This window comes from Streptomyces sp. NPDC101132, assembly GCF_044759225.1.
GTDB lineage: Bacteria > Actinomycetota > Actinomycetes > Streptomycetales > Streptomycetaceae > Streptomyces.
The window spans coordinates 1-16973 of the sequence record NZ_JBIVYX010000005.1; the positions used below are offsets into that span (position 1 = coordinate 1).

16 protein-coding genes are annotated in these 16973 nt (G+C 71.6%); 8 read left to right on the forward strand and 8 right to left on the reverse strand.

What is annotated here, in order from left to right:
* Positions 1-454: 454 nt before the first annotated feature.
* Positions 455-1543, reverse strand: a complete 1089-nt coding sequence (gene ychF, locus ACIQUR_RS12850; protein ID WP_403662729.1) for a redox-regulated ATPase YchF — start codon at positions 1541-1543, stop codon at positions 455-457.
* Between the two features lie 137 nt (positions 1544-1680).
* Here ychF and ACIQUR_RS12855 point away from each other — a divergent pair, with 137 nt between their 5' ends.
* A complete protein-coding gene (locus ACIQUR_RS12855; RefSeq protein WP_403662732.1) occupies positions 1681-2208 on the forward strand; it encodes a DUF6542 domain-containing protein in 528 nt (175 codons plus the stop codon).
* Positions 2209-2277: 69 nt separating this feature from the next.
* On the opposite strand, the gene ppgK is transcribed toward ACIQUR_RS12855, so the two are convergent.
* Positions 2278-3027, reverse strand: coding sequence for a polyphosphate--glucose phosphotransferase (gene ppgK / locus ACIQUR_RS12860; RefSeq protein ID WP_403662735.1), 750 nt, complete (start codon positions 3025-3027; stop codon positions 2278-2280).
* An 87-nt stretch (positions 3028-3114) separates the two neighbouring features.
* Complete coding sequence (locus ACIQUR_RS12865; protein ID WP_403662738.1) at positions 3115-4107, reverse strand: 4-hydroxy-3-methylbut-2-enyl diphosphate reductase; 993 nt, start codon at positions 4105-4107, stop codon at positions 3115-3117.
* Positions 4108-4230: 123 nt separating this feature from the next.
* On the opposite strand from ACIQUR_RS12865, the gene ACIQUR_RS12870 reads away from it, so the two are divergent.
* The 4 genes from ACIQUR_RS12870 to ACIQUR_RS12885 all read left to right on the forward strand — a co-directional run bounded on the left by ACIQUR_RS12870 (position 4231) and on the right by ACIQUR_RS12885 (position 8058).
* A complete protein-coding gene (locus ACIQUR_RS12870) occupies positions 4231-5613 on the forward strand; it encodes an APC family permease (RefSeq protein ID WP_403662741.1) in 1383 nt (460 codons plus the stop codon).
* A 9-nt stretch (positions 5614-5622) separates the two neighbouring features.
* Positions 5623-6945, forward strand: coding sequence for an exodeoxyribonuclease VII large subunit (gene xseA / locus ACIQUR_RS12875; protein WP_403662744.1), 1323 nt, complete (start codon positions 5623-5625; stop codon positions 6943-6945).
* A gap of 135 nt (positions 6946-7080) precedes the next feature.
* Entirely contained in the window at positions 7081-7344 is a 264-nt protein-coding gene (locus ACIQUR_RS12880) for an exodeoxyribonuclease VII small subunit (protein ID WP_403662747.1), read from the forward strand.
* 123 nt (positions 7345-7467) lie between these two features.
* Positions 7468-8058: a malonic semialdehyde reductase gene (locus ACIQUR_RS12885; protein WP_403662750.1), complete on the forward strand. Its 591-nt coding sequence runs from the start codon at positions 7468-7470 to the stop codon at positions 8056-8058.
* Between the two features lie 126 nt (positions 8059-8184).
* Here the strand turns inward: ACIQUR_RS12885 and ACIQUR_RS12890 are convergent, their stop codons facing one another.
* Positions 8185-8700, reverse strand: coding sequence for a DUF4245 domain-containing protein (locus tag ACIQUR_RS12890; protein ID WP_403663897.1), 516 nt, complete (start codon positions 8698-8700; stop codon positions 8185-8187).
* A 205-nt stretch (positions 8701-8905) separates the two neighbouring features.
* On the opposite strand from ACIQUR_RS12890, the gene glpX reads away from it, so the two are divergent.
* A complete protein-coding gene (gene glpX / locus ACIQUR_RS12895) occupies positions 8906-9937 on the forward strand; it encodes a class II fructose-bisphosphatase (RefSeq protein WP_399954567.1) in 1032 nt (343 codons plus the stop codon).
* Positions 9938-10045: 108 nt separating this feature from the next.
* Here glpX and ACIQUR_RS12900 read toward each other — a convergent pair whose 3' ends face one another.
* Together ACIQUR_RS12900 and ACIQUR_RS12905 are read right to left on the reverse strand one after the other, a co-directional pair.
* Positions 10046-10423: a WhiB family transcriptional regulator gene (locus ACIQUR_RS12900; protein WP_403662752.1), complete on the reverse strand. Its 378-nt coding sequence runs from the start codon at positions 10421-10423 to the stop codon at positions 10046-10048.
* A 140-nt stretch (positions 10424-10563) separates the two neighbouring features.
* Positions 10564-11232 carry a DUF1707 domain-containing protein gene (locus ACIQUR_RS12905; RefSeq protein WP_403662755.1) on the reverse strand — a complete coding sequence of 223 codons (669 nt, stop codon included), beginning with the start codon at positions 11230-11232 and terminating at the stop codon, positions 10564-10566.
* A gap of 150 nt (positions 11233-11382) precedes the next feature.
* On the opposite strand from ACIQUR_RS12905, the gene ACIQUR_RS12910 reads away from it, so the two are divergent.
* Positions 11383-13050, forward strand: a complete 1668-nt coding sequence (locus ACIQUR_RS12910) for a fumarate hydratase (RefSeq protein WP_403662758.1) — start codon at positions 11383-11385, stop codon at positions 13048-13050.
* Positions 13051-13124: 74 nt separating this feature from the next.
* Here ACIQUR_RS12910 and ACIQUR_RS12915 read toward each other — a convergent pair whose 3' ends face one another.
* Together ACIQUR_RS12915 and ACIQUR_RS12920 are read right to left on the reverse strand one after the other, a co-directional pair.
* A complete protein-coding gene (locus ACIQUR_RS12915; protein WP_403662761.1) occupies positions 13125-13622 on the reverse strand; it encodes a hypothetical protein in 498 nt (165 codons plus the stop codon).
* Between the two features lie 191 nt (positions 13623-13813).
* Positions 13814-15334, reverse strand: coding sequence for a ricin-type beta-trefoil lectin domain protein (locus ACIQUR_RS12920; protein WP_403662764.1), 1521 nt, complete (start codon positions 15332-15334; stop codon positions 13814-13816).
* Between the two features lie 108 nt (positions 15335-15442).
* Between ACIQUR_RS12920 and ACIQUR_RS12925 the strand changes: the two genes are divergently transcribed.
* Complete coding sequence (locus ACIQUR_RS12925) at positions 15443-16846, forward strand: class II fumarate hydratase (RefSeq protein WP_403662767.1); 1404 nt, start codon at positions 15443-15445, stop codon at positions 16844-16846.
* The last annotated feature ends 127 nt before the right edge of the window (positions 16847-16973 follow it).

Sequence of the window (16973 nt, forward strand, 5' to 3'; positions counted from 1 at the left end):
TTGGCACGCTGTTGAGTTCTCAAGGTGCGGTCGCTTCCTTTGTTCCCGTTTCCGGGCCCTCCGGGCGCTTCCTTCGTTTCCGACTCTATCAGATCCTTTCGGCGTCTGATTCCCAGTCAGCGGGATTTGTCTTCCCGGCCGTTGGGCCGTTCCGACGAGTGAGACTTTAGCGGATTCCCTGCCCCCGACGCTAATCGGGCGGATCCCGCCGGCCTTCCGATGCGGATTCCGCATTTTTCGCAAGAACGCGCGAAAGCAGAACGGCGCGGAAAAGCACCGTCGGCTTCTGTGATCTTGCGGAAGGGCTGTCCGGGGCCGACCGGGGTCGGTGCTCACGTCGGACAACTCGGAGAACATTACGGAGCGGCCGCCGCGGTGTCAACTTCGGCAGCCCGGGTGCGGCGGAGGGGCCGGCTCCTCCTGGGAGCCGGCCCCTCCGGGTGCTGGTGGCGGGTCAGACGTTGAAGCGGAACTCCACGACGTCGCCGTCCTGCATGACGTAGTCCTTGCCTTCCATGCGGGCCTTGCCCTTGGCGCGGGCCTCGGCGACCGAGCCGCACTCGACCAGGTCCGCGAAGGAGATGACCTCGGCCTTGATGAAGCCGCGCTGGAAGTCGGTGTGGATGACACCGGCCGCCTCGGGGGCGGTGGCGCCCTTCTTGATGGTCCAGGCGCGGGTTTCCTTCGGGCCGGCCGTCAGGTAGGTCTGCAGGCCCAGGGTGTCGAAGCCGACGCGGCCCAGGGTCGCGAGGCCCGGCTCCTCCTGGCCGACGGACTGGAGGAGTTCGAGGGCCTCCTCGTCGTCCAGCTCGGCGAGGTCCGCCTCCAGCTTGGCGTTCAGGAAGATCGCCTCGGCCGGCGCGACCAGGGCGGACTGCTCGGCCTTGAAGGCGTCGTCCGTCAGCTCGTCCTCGTCGACGTTGAAGACGTAGAGGAAGGGCTTGGTGGTGAGCAGGTGCAGCTCGTGGAGGAGGTCGCCCTGCTCCGTGCCCTTGGTGATGCCCTTCGAGAAGAGGGTGTGGCCCTCTTCGAGGATCTTGCGCGCCTCGACGACCGCGGCCAGGACCGCGACCTTGTCCTTCTGGAGGCGGGACTCCTTCGTCAGGCGCGGCTCCGCCTTCTCGATGGACTGGAGGTCGGCGAGGATCAGCTCGGTGTTGATCGTCTCGATGTCGTCCTTCGGGGAGACCTTGCCGTCGACGTGCACGACGTTCTCGTCCTTGAAGGCGCGGATGACCTGGCAGATCGCGTCCGACTCGCGGATGTTCGCCAGGAACTTGTTGCCCAGGCCCTCGCCCTCGCTCGCGCCGCGGACGATGCCGGCGATGTCGACGAAGTCGACGGTGGCCGGGAGGACCTTCGCCGAGCCGAAGATGCCGGCCAGCACGGCCAGGCGCGGGTCCGGGACGCCGACGACGCCGACGTTCGGCTCGATGGTGGCGAACGGGTAGTTGGCCGCCAGCACGTCGTTCTTGGTCAGGGCGTTGAACAGGGTCGACTTGCCGACATTCGGCAGGCCGACGATTCCGATCGTGAGCGACACGTTGGCGACTTCCCGTGAGCTGGAGGGGGGTATGGACACCCGGCCCGGAGACGGGCCACCGGACAGTTTACGTTCCGATGCCCGCCGGTCGACGTGTCCAGGGGGGATACGGGGTCCCCGCCGCCTAGTTTTGGGGGGTGGAGCAACACAGGACGCGATCCCCGTATCACCCTCAGCGACAGCAGGCGCGGCGGCCCTCGCCGCTGCCGCCGCAGGCGCGGCCGCGCCCCCGTCCTTCGGCGGGCCGGGCGGTGCCCCTGCTGCGCAGGCTGCCGCGGCCCCGGCTGACGGGGCTGGGCGGCGGGCTGTTCGCGTGTGCGGCGATGGCGCTGGTCGCCGGGTTCGACTGGCTGCTCTTCGACGGTTCGATGCTCGCCTACGGGCTGCTGTTCCTGCCCGTGGCCGCCGCGACCGCCCTGTGGGTCCGGCCGGCCGACCTGATCACCGCGCCGATCGCCGTGCCGATCGCCTTCGCCACCGGGGTCTGGCCGATCGCGGGCGGCTCCGGCGGGCTGGGCGGGCAGCTGATGGGGGTGGTGACCGCCCTCGCGCTGCACGCGGGCTGGCTGTACGCCGGGACGCTGGTCGCCGCGCTGATCGTGGTGGTCCGGAAGGCCGTGCTGGTGGGTCGGCGGCGCCTGCCGCACCGGCCCGGGCGCCCGTAGGGCCCGTACCGGTCAGATCGCCGTACCGGTCAGATCGCCGGGACCGTGCCGAGCAGACCGCCGTACCGGTCAGATCGCCGCGGACCGCCTGGCCGCCATCGCCGCGCCCACGATCCCCGCGTTGTTCTGGAGGGTGGCCGGCACGATCTCGGCCCTGATGCCCTCCAGGAGCGGCAGGAACTTGTCGGCCTTGCGGCTGACGCCGCCGCCGATGATGAACAGCTCGGGCGAGAACAGCATCTCCACGTGCGCCAGGTACCGGTGCACCCGCTTGGCCCACTTCTCCCAGGTGAGGTCCTCGTCCTCCTTGGCGCGGGTGGAGGCCTTCTTCTCGGCGTCGTGGCCGTGCAGCTCCAGATGTCCCAGCTCGGTGTTGGCCACCAGCCGTCCGTCGGTGAAGACGGCGCTGCCGATGCCCGTGCCGAGGGTGAGGAGGATGACCGTGCCGGTGCGGCCGCGGCCGGCCCCGAAGGTCATCTCCGCGACGCCGGCGGCGTCCGCGTCGTTCAGGACGGTGACCGGGAGGCCGCCGAGGCGGGCGGAGAGCAGGGCGCGTGCGTCGAGGTCGACCCAGCCCTGGTCGACGTTGGCGGCCGTACGGGTGATGCCGTCGGTGACGACGCCGGGGAAGGTCACTCCGACCGGGCCCGACCAGCCGAAGTGCGAGACCACCTCGACCACGCCGTCCGCCACGGCCTCGGGGGTGGCCGGGTGCGGGGTGAGGACCTTGTGGCGCTCGCGCGCCAGGTCGCCGCGGTCCAGGTCCACGGGAGCGCCCTTGATGCCGGATCCGCCGATGTCCACGCCGAAGATCTGCATGGGATCACCGTACGGGGCGCGGCGCGCCCGTACCCGTCGGCGGCCGGCCCTCACCCGTACGGGGGGCCGGTCCGCCGGGGGCGGCGGCTACTCGCCGGCGACGAGGTCCGCCGCCTCGGCGCGCAGGTCGCGGCGGAGTTCCTTGGGCAGCGAGAAGGTGATGGACTCCTCGGCCGTCTTGACCAGCTCGACGTCGGCGTAGCCGCGGGCGGCGAGCCACTCCAGGACCTCCTCGACCAGGACCTCCGGCACGGAGGCGCCGGAGGTGAGGCCGACGGTGGTGACGCCCTCCAGCCAGGCCTCGTCGATCTCGCGGGCGAAGTCGACCAGGTGGGCGGCGCGGGCGCCGGCGTCCAGGGCGACCTCGACGAGGCGGATGGAGTTCGAGGAGTTCTTCGAGCCGACGACGATCACGAGGTCGGCGTCGGCGCCCATCTTCTTGACGGCGGCCTGGCGGTTCGAGGTGGCGTAGCAGATGTCGTCGCTGGGCGGGGAGACCAGCAGCGGGAACTTGGTCTTCAGCGCGTCGACGGTCTCCATGGTCTCGTCGACGGACAGGGTGGTCTGGGAGAGCCAGACGACCTTGGACTCGTCGCGGACGGTGACCTTCTCGACGTCGTGCGGGCCGTCGACGATGGTGATGTGGTCGGGGGCCTCGCCGGAGGTGCCGATGACCTCCTCGTGGCCCTCGTGGCCGATGAGGAGGATGTCGAAGTCCTCGTTGGCGTAGCGGATCGCTTCCTTGTGCACCTTGGTGACCAGCGGGCAGGTCGCGTCGATGGTCGCGAGCCGGCCCTGGCGGGCCTCCTCGTGGACGACCGGGGCCACGCCGTGGGCGGAGAACATCACGATGTTGCCCGGGGGCACCTCCTCCGTCCGCTCGACGAAGATCGCGCCCTTCTTCTCCAGGGTCTGCACGACGTACTTGTTGTGCACGATCTCGTGGCGCACGTACACGGGGGCGCCGTACTGCTCGAGGGCCTTCTCGACGGCGATGACGGCACGGTCCACGCCCGCGCAGTAGCCACGAGGGGCGGCGAGCAGGACACGGCGGGAAGCGGGAGCAGTCATGCGGTCCATCGTAAGGCCGTCCAGCGGGGGCCGAAGATCGTGCCCATGCCCCAGACTGGTGGCTGAAGATCGTCTTCCGGCCGGGGGGCCCGGGGGCGGGCGCGGCGGGTACGGGCGGCTCGTGGAGGAAGCATGACGGCGGCGCAGGAGCTGGACGCGGACCGGGGCGGACTCCGCCGGAACCTCGGCTTCCGTGACCTGGTGGTCTACGGGCTGCTGTTCATCGCCCCGATGGCGCCGGTCGGCGTCTTCGGCACCCTGGACGCCCGCTCGCACGGTGCGGTCGCGCTGGTGTACCTGGTCGCCACGGTGGCGATGGGGTTCACCGCTTTCAGCTACGCGCAGATGGTGCGGGTCGCGCCGCAGGCCGGGTCGGTGTTCACGTACGCCCGCAAGGGGCTGGGCGAGGGGCCGGGGCTGGTCGCCGGGTGGATGGCGATGCTCGACTACCTGCTGATCCCGGCGGTGGCGTACCTCTTCTCCGGCATCGCGATGCACGCGCTGGTGCCGGAGGTGTCCCGCTGGGTGTGGACGGCGCTGGCCGTGGTGGTGACCACCCTGCTGAACCTGTGGGGGGTACGGGTCGCCGCGCGGGTGGGCTTCGTGGTGCTGGCCGTGGAGATCGTGGTCCTGCTGGTGTTCCTGGTGGCCGCCGTGTCGGTGCTGGTGCGGGACGGTGCGCAGCGCGGCTGGCTCTCGCCGCTGACCGGGGACGGGTCGCTGGGCTTCTCGGCGGGTGCGGTGCTGGGTGCGGTGTCGGTCGCGGTGCTGTCGTACCTGGGGTTCGACGCGATCGCCTCGTTCGCGGAGGAGGTGACGGGCGGCAGTGCGCGGGTGGCCCGGGCGCTGTTGTTCTGCCTGGGCATGACGGGGGTGCTGTTCATCGCGCAGACGTACCTGGCGGCGCTGCTGGAGCCGGTGTCGTCGGCCGAGCTGGCCGCGGAGCCGGCGCGGCAGGGGTCGGCCTTCTACGACACGGTGGACGCGTCGGTGGGGTCGTGGCTGCGCGATCTGGTGGCGGTGAGCAAGGCGGTGGGGGCGGCGTTCGCGGCGCTGGCGGGGCAGGCCGCGGCGGGGCGGCTGTTGTTCGCGATGGCGCGGGAGCGGCGGCTGCCGGGTGCGCTGGCGCGTACGTCGGGCGGGGTGCCGCGGCCGGCGCTGCTGGTGGCGGCGGCGGTGACGCTGACCGCCGCGGTGTGGGCGGCCCGGCGCGACGACGGGCTGGACCACCTGGTGTCCGTGGTGGACATCGGGGCGCTGGTGGCGTTCACGCTGCTGCACGCGTCGGTGGTGGGCTGGTTCGTCGTGCGGCGCGGGGAGGGCGGCTTCAGCTGGTGGCGGCACGTGCTGGTGCCGGTGCTGGGTGCGGGCGTGACGGTGGCGGTGATCGTCGAGGCGGCGTGGACGGCGCAGCTGGTGGGGGCGGTGTGGCTGGCCGTGGGTCTGGTGGTGCTGGTGGTGCAGCGGGGGCGGCGCGGCCCGGAGGTCGGCGGCCCTGTCGGCCCGGGCCGTTAGCCTGCCTGCATGGGTCTGAATACGTCGGCCGAGGCGCCGCTGCCCGTCGGCCAGGTGTCCCGGCTCATCGGGGGCTGGATCGAGCGGCTGGGCCAGGTGTGGGTGGAGGGGCAGATCACCCAGCTCAACCGCCGCCCGGGCGCGGGGGTGGTGTTCCTGACGCTGCGCGACCCGTCGCACGACATCTCGGTGAGCGTGACCTGCTACCGCGAGGTCTTCGACGAGGTCGCCGACGTGGTGCAGGAGGGGGCGCGGGTCGTGGTCCTGGCCAAGCCGCAGTGGTACGCGGTGCGCGGCCAGCTGTCGCTGCGGGCCACGGAGATACGGCCGGTGGGCATCGGGGAGCTGCTGGCGCGGCTGGAGAAGCTCAAGCGCTCGCTGGCTGCCGAGGGGCTGTTCGCGCTGGACCGCAAGCGGCCGCTGCCGTTCCTGCCGCAGCTGATCGGGCTGGTGGTGGGCCGGGCGTCGGCGGCCGAGCGGGACGTGCTGGAGAACGCGCGGCGGCGGTGGCCGGCGGTGCGGTTCGAGGTGCGCAACGTGGCGGTGCAGGGGGTGCACGCGGTGCCGCAGGTGGTGCGGGCGGTCAAGGAGCTGGACGCGATCGACCAGGTCGACGTGATCATCGTGGCCCGTGGCGGGGGCAGTGTGGAGGACCTGCTGCCGTTCTCGGACGAGGAGGTCGTGCGCACGGTCGCGGCGGCCCGTACGCCGGTGGTGTCGGCGATCGGCCACGAGCCGGATTCGCCGCTGCTGGACCTGGTCGCGGACCTGCGGGCGTCCACCCCGACGGACGCCGCGAAGAAGGTGGTGCCGGACGTGGGCGAGGAGCTGGACCGGGTGGGCATGCTGCGCGACCGGGCGCTGCGCTCCGTACGCGGCCTGCTGGACCGGGAGGAGCGGGGGCTGGCGCACGCGCTGGCGCGGCCGGTCTTCGTGCACCCGCAGCGGATGGTCGAGGACCGGGAGGAGCAGGTCGCGGCGCTGCTCGCGCGGAGCCGCCGGACGCTGGGGCACCTGCTGGACCGGGCGGACTCGGAGCTGGCGCACACCCGGGCCCGGGTGGTGGCGCTCTCGCCGGCGGCGACCCTGGAGCGGGGGTACGCGGTGCTCCAGCGGGCCGACGGGCACGTGGTGCGGTCGCCTTCGGAGGTGGGGGCGGACGAGCCGCTGAGGGCGCGGGTGGCCGAGGGCGAGTTCGCCGTACGGGTGGCCGGGGAGCCCGGCGGGGGCGGGGCGCCCGGCGGGGACGGGGCGTCCGGCGGGGACGGGGCGCCCGGCAGTGGCGAGGCGTCCGGCGACGGGGAGCCCGGCGGGGACGGGCCCGGCAGCTGACGGCTGCGTCCGGCGGGGTCCCGGCCGCGGGCTCGAACCGCGGCTTGCGCACCGTCTCAAGTCCCTTGAATTCGACCTTAGTTATTCGTACACACGCAATCCTTCCGCCACACTACCTATCTAGGATGATCACGGATGGCCGAGACGGACACCGGCACGGAGACGGCACTGGGCTACGAGCAGGCCCGCGACGAACTGATCGAGGTGGTGCGCCGCCTGGAGGCGGGCGGCACCTCACTGGAGGAATCCCTGGCCCTGTGGGAGCGGGGCGAGGAGCTGGCGCAGGTCTGCCGGCACTGGCTGGAGGGGGCCCGGGCCCGGCTGGACTCGGCGCTCGCCGCGCGGGAGGGGCGTGAGGGTGGCGGTACGGATTCCGGCGGACCGGGGGCCGGGGAATAGGAACCTGCGTGCGCAGGTTGATGCCGTTCGTTGAACTACGAACCACCAGTTAGTTGAAATTTCATCTATCTGGTCGTAGAGTCGTTCACGTCGCTTCGACCAGCACGTATGGAAGGCATCCAGATGTCCCTCGTTCTTGACCCCGCCGCCCAGGACCTCCTCTTCCGCGAGGCCCGCACCGCCAACACGTTCTCGGACGAGCCGGTGACGGACGAGCAGATCCAGGCGATCTACGACCTGGTCAAGTTCGGCCCGACGGCGTTCAACCAGACGCCGCTGCGCATCACCCTGGTCCGCTCCGCCGAGGCCCGCGAGCGCCTCGTGAAGCACATGGCCGAGGGCAACCAGCCGAAGACCGCCACCGCCCCGCTGGTCGCGATCCTCTCCGCGGACAACGAGTTCCACGACGAGCTGCCCCAGCTCCTCCCCCACTTCCCGCAGGCCAAGGACGTCTTCTTCGCCGAGCGCCCGGTCCGCGAGCAGTCCGCGCTGCTGAACGCCGCCCTGCAGGCCGCCTACTTCATCGTGGGCATCCGCGCCGCCGGCCTGGCCGCCGGCCCGATGACCGGCCTGGACTTCGGCGGCGTGCAGAAGGAGTTCCTGGACGCCGACCACACCCCGCTGATGGTCGTCAACATCGGCAAGCCGGGCGAGGACGCCTGGTTCCCGCGCTCCCCGCGCCTGGCGTACGACGACGTCGTCACCACGGTCTGACGACCGACGGCCCGGGCCGCTGAGCCCGGGCCTCCCCCGAAGCGACAAGAGGCCGCTCCCCGGAATTCCGGGGGCGGCCTCTTTCGCTCGTCCGGCGGCGGACGCCGCCGGCGCGGGCGGCGGGCGTCAGCCCTTCTTCGCCTCCAGCGCCTGCACCATCGCGGCGAGCCGGTCGACGGGCGCCGTGCCGGTCACCACCGTGGTGTGCCCCTGCTCCTCGCGGACCAGGGCGTTGTACTTCGCGCCCTCCCACACCTGCCAGGTCGCGTTGCCCAGGGACCGGGTCGCGTCGGTCTTCTCCGCCCGCTGGGTCACCCGCGGCACGTACTTGCGGGGCTCCTCGGTCGACTGCTCGACGGCCACGTACTGGCCGTCCGGGTCGAGGAAGCCCAGGTGCCAGGAGTTGGCGTTCCTGCGCTCGTACGTCACCGAGGTCGCGCGCCAGTCCGCCGACAGCCCCTGGGGCGCCGCCACCGGGTACGGCGCCGCGCGCCGGGCCGTGATCAGCTCCACCCGGTAGTCCACCACCCTGGTCGGGTCGGCGTCCTCGTCATGCGGGACGAACACGTAGATGAGGGCCACGACGGCGCCGATCACCGCCAGCGACCGCACCATGTCCCAGATGGTCTGCTTGCCTTTCATACCTGCCACGCGACCATCGTCCCCCATCCACTGGAGCGATCATCGGCAGGGTGGCGCAAAGAGACGGGACAAAGCGGGCACATACCAAGCGGATACCGATATGCCGCTCATACGTGCCCCCCTCTGCTCAATCTATCGGCCTACCGATAGAGTCGCAGGACCCTCTTCTCTTTCCGGCCGTCGTCGTACAGAAAGGTGCGCTCCGATGACCGAGCACAACTTGCCGCCCCAGCTCGAGGTCTCCCCCGAGGCCCCCGACCGCAACCTGGCCCTGGAGCTCGTCCGGGTCACCGAGGCCGCAGCCATGGCCGCCGGCCGCTGGGTCGGTCGCGGCGACAAGATCGGCGCGGACGGCGCGGCGGTCCGCGCCATGCGCACCCTCGTCTCCACCGTCTCGATGAACGGCGTCGTCGTCATCGGTGAGGGTGAGAAGGACGAGGCCCCGATGCTGTTCAACGGCGAGCGGGTCGGCGACGGCACCGGCGCCGAGGTCGACATCGCGGTCGACCCGATCGACGGTACGACGCTCAACGCCAAGGGCATGCCCAACGCCATCGCCGTGCTGGCCGCCGCCGACCGCGGCACCATGTTCGACCCGTCCGCGGTGTTCTACATGGAGAAGCTGGTCACCGGCCCCGAGGCCGCCGACTTCGTCGACATCAACGCCCCGGTCTCCGTCAACATCCGCCGCGTGGCCAAGGCCAAGAGCATGGCCGTCGAGGACATCACGGTCGTCATCCTGGACCGCCCCCGTCACGAGGGCATCGTCAAGGAGATCCGCGAGACCGGCGCCCGCATCAAGTTCATCTCCGACGGCGACGTGGCCGGCTCGATCATGGCCGCCCGCGAGGGCACCGGCGTCGACCTGCTGATGGGCATCGGCGGCACGCCCGAGGGCATCATCTCGGCCTGCGCCATAAAGTGCCTGGGCGGCACGATCCAGGGCAAGCTGTGGCCCAAGGACGAGGCGGAGCGCCAGAAGGCCCTCGACGCCGGCCACGACCTCGGCCGCGTCCTGCACACCGGCGACCTGGTCTCCGGTGACAACGTCTTCTTCGTCGCCACCGGCATCACCGACGGCGAGCTGCTCCGGGGCGTGCACTACCGCTCCGAGACCGCCACCACGTCCTCGCTGGTGATGCGCTCGAAGTCCGGCACGATCCGGCAGATCGACTCCACCCACCGCCTGTCGAAGCTGCGCGCGTACAGCGCCATCGACTTCGACCGCGCGCAGTAGCGGTACACCCCGGCAGGGCCGGGGCGGCACGGCAAGGGGCGGTCCCTGTGCGGGGGACCGCCCCTTTGCCATGCCCGCGGTACGCGCGTGCGTGTCCGCGTACGTACGTCAGCCCGCGGCCGCTATCGGTCCGGCGCCCGGCGCCTGGCGCAGCTCGGCCGCCCGGCGGCGCCGCCTGGCCAGCACCACGCGGCGCTCGGCGGCGGTCAGGCCGCCCCACACGCCGTACGGTTCCGGCTGGAGCAGCGCGTGCTCACGGCAGGCGACCATCACGGGACACCGCGCGCAGACGCGCTTCGCGGCCTCCTCCCGGGACAGCCGGGCGGCCGTCGGCTCCTTTGAGGGCGCGAAGAAGAGTCCCGCCTCGTCCCGGCGGCAGACCGCCTCCGAATGCCATGGGCCGTCCTCTTCCCTGGCTGGCACCCGCGGGGCCGGAACCGACGGCATTGCGGCTACCTGCAGGGACTGATGCGGCGGTTGAAGCACGGTCTACTCCTGACGACGGATTCGCGAGCGAGAGACGATGCGACAGTCCCTACCCGCTGTGCGTGCCCCTAAGCACTGCGTGCCGCCGTGGCGCCCGTTATCCGGCACGAAGTGACCGGAATTCGCCGGTCCTCCGCAGGTCAGGTGTCCAGGCGCTTCCGCAGCCGGTCGGCCAGGTCGACCAGCCGGTGCCCGCGCCTGGGCCTGGCCTCGACGCTGCCGAGCAGCGCGAAGCCGCGGACGATCACGACCGGGGCCCCGGGGTCCGTCCCCTCGTGGTCCGCGACCTCGAAGTTCCCGAGGACGCCGCTGCCGTGCCCGCGCAGCGTCACGTTCTCCGGGACCTTGATCTCGACGCTGCCGAGCACGGCCGTCGCGCTGATCTCGATGACCTGCTGCTCGAACACGGCCTCGGAGAGGTCGATCGTCACGTCGCCCATGACGCTCACCGCGCGGGTGCGGGCGCCGGGCCGCCAGCGGCCCTTGCGGGTGGCGCCGGAGCACACGGCGAGCAGCGTCTCCGGCTGACCGCCGTAGGGCGGCGCCGGGGCGTAGTGCGGGACGGCGGGGGCGGGGGCCGGGGCCTGGGCGTGCGGGCCGGGGAGGTCGCGCACCAGCGCCTCCAGCTCGCCGACGGTCTTGCGGGCGTAGAGCGCGTCGAGGCGCTCGGAGTGCTCCTCGGCGGTCAGGCGGCCCTCGGCGAGCGCGTCGGCGAGGACGAGGGCGATGCGGTCGCGGTCGGCGTCCGAGGCCCGGATCGCGGCGGCCGGATCGGCGGGTGCGGCGGCGGGGTGCTTTTCGAGGTCCACCGGCCCAGCATAGCGAGACGCGATAGATCGCGATACTGCCGAGTGAGCCTTACCTCACATACAGGACTCCCGGAGGAGGTTCTAGGCTGGTCTACTGCGCTGCCAACGGACGTCAGCGCATCTGCCGAGTGAGGAATGGCCGCGGTAACGATGCCAGAGTTTGCGTACACCGATCTGCTCCCCCTGGGAGAGGACAACACGCCCTACCGACTGGTGACCTCCGAGGGTGTCTCCACCTTCGAGGCCGACGGCCGTACGTTCCTCAAGGTCGAGCCGGAGGCCCTGCGCCTGCTGGCCGCCGAGGCGATCCACGACATCCAGCACTACCTGCGCCCCGAGCACCTCGCGCAGCTGCGCCGCATCATCGACGACCCCGAGGCGTCGTCGAACGACAAGTTCGTGGCGCTGGACCTGCTGAAGAACGCGAACATCGCGGCGGCGGGCGTGCTGCCGATGTGCCAGGACACCGGCACGGCGATCGTGATGGGCAAGCGCGGCCAGAACGTCCTGACCCAGGGCGGCGACGAGGAGGCCCTCTCGCGCGGCATCTACGACGCCTACACCAAGCTCAACCTGCGGTACTCGCAGATGGCCCCGCTGACCATGTGGGACGAGAAGAACACCGGCTCGAACCTGCCCGCGCAGATCGAGCTGTTCGCCACCGACGGCGGCGCGTACAAGTTCCTCTTCATGGCCAAGGGCGGCGGCTCGGCCAACAAGTCGTTCCTGTACCAGGAGACCAAGGCCGTCCTCAACGAGGCGTCCATGATGAAGTTCCTGGAGGAGAAGATCCGTTCGCTGGGTACCGCGGCCTGCCCGCCGTACCACCTGGCCATCGTGGTCGGCGGTACCTCGGCCGAGCACGCGCTGAAGACGGCGAAGCTGGCGTCGGCGCACTACCTGGACGAACTGCCGCGCGAGGGCTCGGTGCTGGGCCACGGCTTCCGCGACGAGGCGCTGGAGCAGCAGGTCTTCGAGCTGACGCAGAAGATCGGCATCGGCGCCCAGTTCGGCGGCAAGTACTTCTGCCACGACGTGCGCGTGGTGCGCCTGCCGCGGCACGGCGCCTCGCTGCCGGTGGCCATCGCCGTCTCCTGCTCGGCCGACCGCCAGGCGGTCGCCAAGATCACGGCGGAGGGCGTCTTCCTGGAGCAGCTGGAGAAGGACCCGGCGCGCTTCCTGCCGGAGACCACCGACGAGCACCTCGACTCGTCGGGTGACGTGGTCGAGATCGACCTGACCCGGCCGATGGACGACATCCTCGCCGAGCTGACCAAGCACCCGGTGAAGACCCGGCTGTCCCTGACCGGCCCGCTGGTCGTCGCGCGCGACATCGCGCACGCGAAGATCAAGGAGCTGCTGGACGCGGGCGAGGAGATGCCGCAGTACCTGAAGGACCACCCGGTCTACTACGCGGGCCCGGCGAAGACCCCCGAGGGGTACGCGTCCGGCTCCTTCGGTCCGACGACGGCCGGCCGCATGGACTCGTACGTCGCCCAGTTCCAGGCGGCGGGCGGCTCGAAGGTCATGCTGGCCAAGGGCAACCGCTCGCAGCAGGTGACGGACGCGTGCGGCACGCACGGCGGCTTCTACCTGGGCTCCATCGGCGGCCCGGCGGCGCGGCTGGCCCAGGACTGCATCAAGAAGGTCGAGGTCCTGGAGTACGAGGAGCTCGGCATGGAGGCCGTCTGGAAGATCGAGGTCGAGGACTTCCCGGCCTTCATCGTGGTCGACGACAAGGGCAACGACTTCTTCCAGAACCCCGCTCCGGAGCCGACGTTCACCCACATCCCGGTGCGCGGTCCCGGTCTGGGCTGAGCCGTGCCGCGGTCGTGGGGCCCCGGGCGGGGCCCCGCGGCCGGTGGTGGGCGGTGAGCGCCCGGCGCCCGCCGTCAGCGGAAGAAGTGCAGCTCCATCTTCTGGTAGCCGTCGCCCCCGTCGGAGAAGCGGATGTAGCCGCGGGCGTCCTTGAAGTCCCCGGTGCCGCCGGTGATGGCGCCGTCGAAGGACGGCAGGGCCTCGTCGTCGGGGTTGACCGAGACGAGCGCCTGGACGGCGAGCTGGCCGCCGGGGCCGCCGTTGAGGGTGAGCGTGCCGACGCACTGCATGTCGCTCGGACCGTTGCCCGACCCGGCGCGCACGACGGTGCAGCTGCCGCCGTCCCGGCCGATGGCCGAGCCGCCCTTCTCGCGGTAGAGGTCGTCGGCGAAGGCGAAGTTCTGGCCGACCTCGGGTTCCTCGTTGCCGGGGCTCTCCCCGGCGCTCGGAACCTCCTTGGCGTAGATCGTGAAGTCGGCCACGGCGGCGGATGCCGGCGCCGGGAAGCCGAGGGCGACGGCGGCGGCCACGCAGGCCCCGAGCGTGCCGAGTCTCCTGTAGCTGCGGGACATGTACTGCCTCCTGGGCGTCAGGCTTACCCCGTCCGGCCCCCGAGCCTCCTTCATTGTCCGCCGCACCCCGCGCACGCGCCCGGCGAGCCTTGCGCGCCCCCTCGGCGCCCCCGGGACCCCGGAAAGCACAACGCCCGGCCGGAGGGTCACCGGCCGGGGCTGTGGGGGGTGCGGGGTGTGACGGGTGGCGGTTACGCGAAGCGCTGCGCGGCCGAGCCGTTGCAGGGCTGGAGCTTCAGCTGGTCCTTGGGGGCGGCCAGGGTGAGGCACATCGACGGGGCCGCCGCGGGGCGGTAGGTGGACCCGTCGCGGGTGAACTTCTGGTTGGCGCCGCCGTGGCAGTTCCACAGGACCAGCGGCGTCCCGGCCGCGTAGTTGGCGCCCGTGACGTCGAGGCAGCGGTCGTGGGTCAGCTCGACGTGCACCGACTTGCGGGCCGGGTCGTACCACCAGCCCTGGTTGCGGCCGCCGTGGCAGTCCCAGCCGATGGCCTTGGTGCCGTTGGCGCTCGCGCCGCCGTTGGCGTCCAGACAGCTGCCGGTGGCCTCGTTCCTCAGCGGCTTGAACGCGTCGTCCCAGGCCAGCGGCTGCAGGACGGGGGTGCCGGTGGAGCCCGGGTCGGCGCAGCTCGCCTCGCGCAGTCCGGAGTCGTAGAGCTGGGTCAGGCAGGACGCGAACGCGCCGTGGCCCCGCTGGTTCGGGTGGAAGGACTGGCGGGCGGTGTTCTCGTCCCACGGGAAGTGGTCGCCGAGGTCCAGGTAGAGGCCGCGGGCCCAGGCGTCCTCCATGCAGACCTCGTGGCCGTGGAAGAGGCGGGAGTTGTCGAGGTAGACCGCGCCCGACGCCCTGGCCGCCGCCCGCATGCCCTTCTCGAACGTCGGCACGGCGTAGTTGCGGCCCCAGGTGGCGTCGGAGTCGTAGCCGGCGCAGCCGCCGGGCAGCTTGCCGGGGAAGTACGGGTTGTCGTGGAAGTCGGGGCCGATCGGGCTCGGGTAGCCCATGACCACGAGCTTGTAGTCGGCGTCCGCGTAGCCCGCGTCCCGCATGACCGTGCGCAGGTCGGCGACGGTGGCCTCGACCTTGGGGCGGAGGCCGTCGACCCTGGCCTGCCAGCCGGGGGCGTACTTCGGCTCGCAGGTGCCCTGGCTGAGCACCCAGCGCGTGACGCAGTCGGTCATGACCGGGCCGAACTGCAGGTCGTCGTTGGCGCCGGCGACCAGCAGGACCATCTTGATGCGGGTGTTGCGGGCCTTGATCGCGAGGCTGTCGCTCTGGACGAGCTCGTCGGCGTACTGCTTCGAGCCGCCGATGCGGATGTTGCCGGTGTAGGCGCCCGAGCAGGCCACGTTGAAGGTGAGGTCCGCGGCGATGCCGGTGCGGTGGATGGCGGTGTCGGGCGAGCGGTGGCACTGGTTGGACGAGGTGTTGGTCGCCGGGTCGTAGGTGCCGATGCCCTCGCCGGAGATCTCGCTGTCCCCGAGCGAGATCAGGCCCGTCTTGCGGTCGGCCATCGGGCGGATGGCCGGGTCGCCGTAGATGCGGGTGGCCTCCGCGGCGCGGACGGCCTCCAGTTCGGGCGAGAGGGGTGTGATGGCTGAGGCGGGAGTGGCCGCCTGGGCCGTCGGGGTGATGGCCGACACGCCGCCGAGAGCGGCCGCGAACGCCGCGAACGCCGCGACGGTAGATCTGATTCTGGGTGTGGTACGCGCCATGGAACGCCTCCCCGGTGTCAGTGTTACCCACGGTATTTACTGGCCAGTAGGGGACTTGGGAATACTTCGAACAAGACAACTGCTCAACTTTTGTGGGAGGCACAGGACATGACTGACGATCAACCCACCGGCGACCACCGGATCGAGCACGACTCCATGGGCGAGGTACGGGTCCCCGCGCAGGCCAAGTGGCGTGCGCAGACCCAGCGGGCGGTGGAGAACTTCCCCGTCTCCGGACAGCGGCTCGAAGCCCGGCACATCGCCGCGCTGGCCCGCGTGAAGGCCGCCGCGGCCACGGTCAACGCCCGCCTGGGGGTGCTGGATCAGGACATGGCGGACGCCATCGCCGCGGCCGCCGAGGAGGTCGCGGAGGGCCGCTGGGACGACCAGTTCCCGGTGGACGTGTTCCAGACGGGCTCGGGCACCTCGTCCAACATGAACACCAACGAGGTGATCGCCACCCTCGCCGCCGAGCGCCTGGGCCGGCCGGTCCACCCCAACGACCACGTCAACGCCTCACAGAGCTCCAACGACGTCTTCCCGTCGAGCATCCACATCGCCGCCACCGCCGCGGTCACCAAGGACCTGGTCCCGGCCCTGGCCCACCTCGCCGAGGCCCTGGAGCGGAAGTCCGCGGAGTTCGCCGAGGTCGTGAAGTCCGGCCGCACCCACCTCATGGACGCCACCCCGGTCACCCTCGGCCAGGAGTTCGGCGGGTACGCCGCCCAGGTCCGGTACGGGATCGAGCGCCTGCGCAGCTCGCTCCCCCGGCTCGCCGAACTCCCCCTCGGCGGTACGGCCGTGGGCACCGGCATCAACACCCCGCCCGGCTTCTCCGCGGCCGTGATCGCCGAGGTCGCCGCCGCCACCGGCCTGCCGCTGACCGAGGCCCGGGACCACTTCGAGGCCCAAGGCGCCCGCGACGCGCTCGTCGAGACCTCCGGACAACTGCGGACGATCGCCGTGTCGCTCACCAAAATCGCCAACGATCTGCGCTGGATGTCCTCGGGACCGCGCACCGGACTGGCCGAAATCAATCTGCCCGACCTCCAGCCCGGCTCCTCGATCATGCCCGGCAAGGTCAACCCCGTCGTGCCCGAGGCGGTGCTGATGGTCGCGGCACAGGTCACCGGCAACGACACGACCGTGGCCGTGGCGGGCGCGGCCGGCAACTTCGAGCTCAACGTGATGCTGCCGGTGATGGCGAAGAACCTGCTGGAGTCGGTCCGGCTGCTCGGCAACGCCGCCCGCCTGCTGGCCGACCGCACCGTCGACGGGATCACCGCCAACGTCGAGCGGGCCCGCGAGTACGCCGAGTCCTCGCCCTCGGTCGTCACGCCGCTCAACAAGTACATCGGCTACGAGGAGGCCGCCAAGGTCGCCAAGCGGTCGCTCGCGGAACGGAAGACCATCCGTGAGGTCGTGCTCGAATCCGGCTACGTGGACCGGGGCGACCTCAGTCTCGAACAGCTCGACGAGGCCCTCGACGTCCTGCGCATGACCCGCCCCTGACCGCGCCCCGCCCGGCTCCGGCCCCGGCCCCGACCCCGGCCCCGACCAGGGTCGGACCCGGGCCGGAGCCGGTCGCGGGCCCCGGCGCGGACCGCCGGAGGAACCCGTTCCGCGACACCCCGGCGCA

Bases quoted from the DNA above. Each gene is read 5' to 3' on its own strand.
- ACIQUR_RS12920 (WP_403662764.1), bottom strand. From the start codon at position 15,334: ATGGCGCGTACCACACCCAGAATCAGATCTACCGTCGCGGCGTTCGCG.
- xseA (WP_403662744.1), top strand. From the start codon at position 5,623: ATGGGTCTGAATACGTCGGCCGAGGCGCCGCTGCCCGTCGGCCAGGTG.
- ACIQUR_RS12925 (WP_403662767.1), top strand. From the start codon at position 15,443: ATGACTGACGATCAACCCACCGGCGACCACCGGATCGAGCACGACTCC.
- ACIQUR_RS12890 (WP_403663897.1), bottom strand. From the start codon at position 8,700: ATGAAAGGCAAGCAGACCATCTGGGACATGGTGCGGTCGCTGGCGGTG.
- ACIQUR_RS12870 (WP_403662741.1), top strand. From the start codon at position 4,231: ATGACGGCGGCGCAGGAGCTGGACGCGGACCGGGGCGGACTCCGCCGG.
- glpX (WP_399954567.1), top strand. From the start codon at position 8,906: ATGACCGAGCACAACTTGCCGCCCCAGCTCGAGGTCTCCCCCGAGGCC.
- ACIQUR_RS12865 (WP_403662738.1), bottom strand. From the start codon at position 4,107: ATGGACCGCATGACTGCTCCCGCTTCCCGCCGTGTCCTGCTCGCCGCC.
- ACIQUR_RS12910 (WP_403662758.1), top strand. From the start codon at position 11,383: ATGCCAGAGTTTGCGTACACCGATCTGCTCCCCCTGGGAGAGGACAAC.
- ACIQUR_RS12885 (WP_403662750.1), top strand. From the start codon at position 7,468: ATGTCCCTCGTTCTTGACCCCGCCGCCCAGGACCTCCTCTTCCGCGAG.
- ppgK (WP_403662735.1), bottom strand. From the start codon at position 3,027: ATGCAGATCTTCGGCGTGGACATCGGCGGATCCGGCATCAAGGGCGCT.
- ACIQUR_RS12915 (WP_403662761.1), bottom strand. From the start codon at position 13,622: ATGTCCCGCAGCTACAGGAGACTCGGCACGCTCGGGGCCTGCGTGGCC.
- ACIQUR_RS12880 (WP_403662747.1), top strand. From the start codon at position 7,081: ATGGCCGAGACGGACACCGGCACGGAGACGGCACTGGGCTACGAGCAG.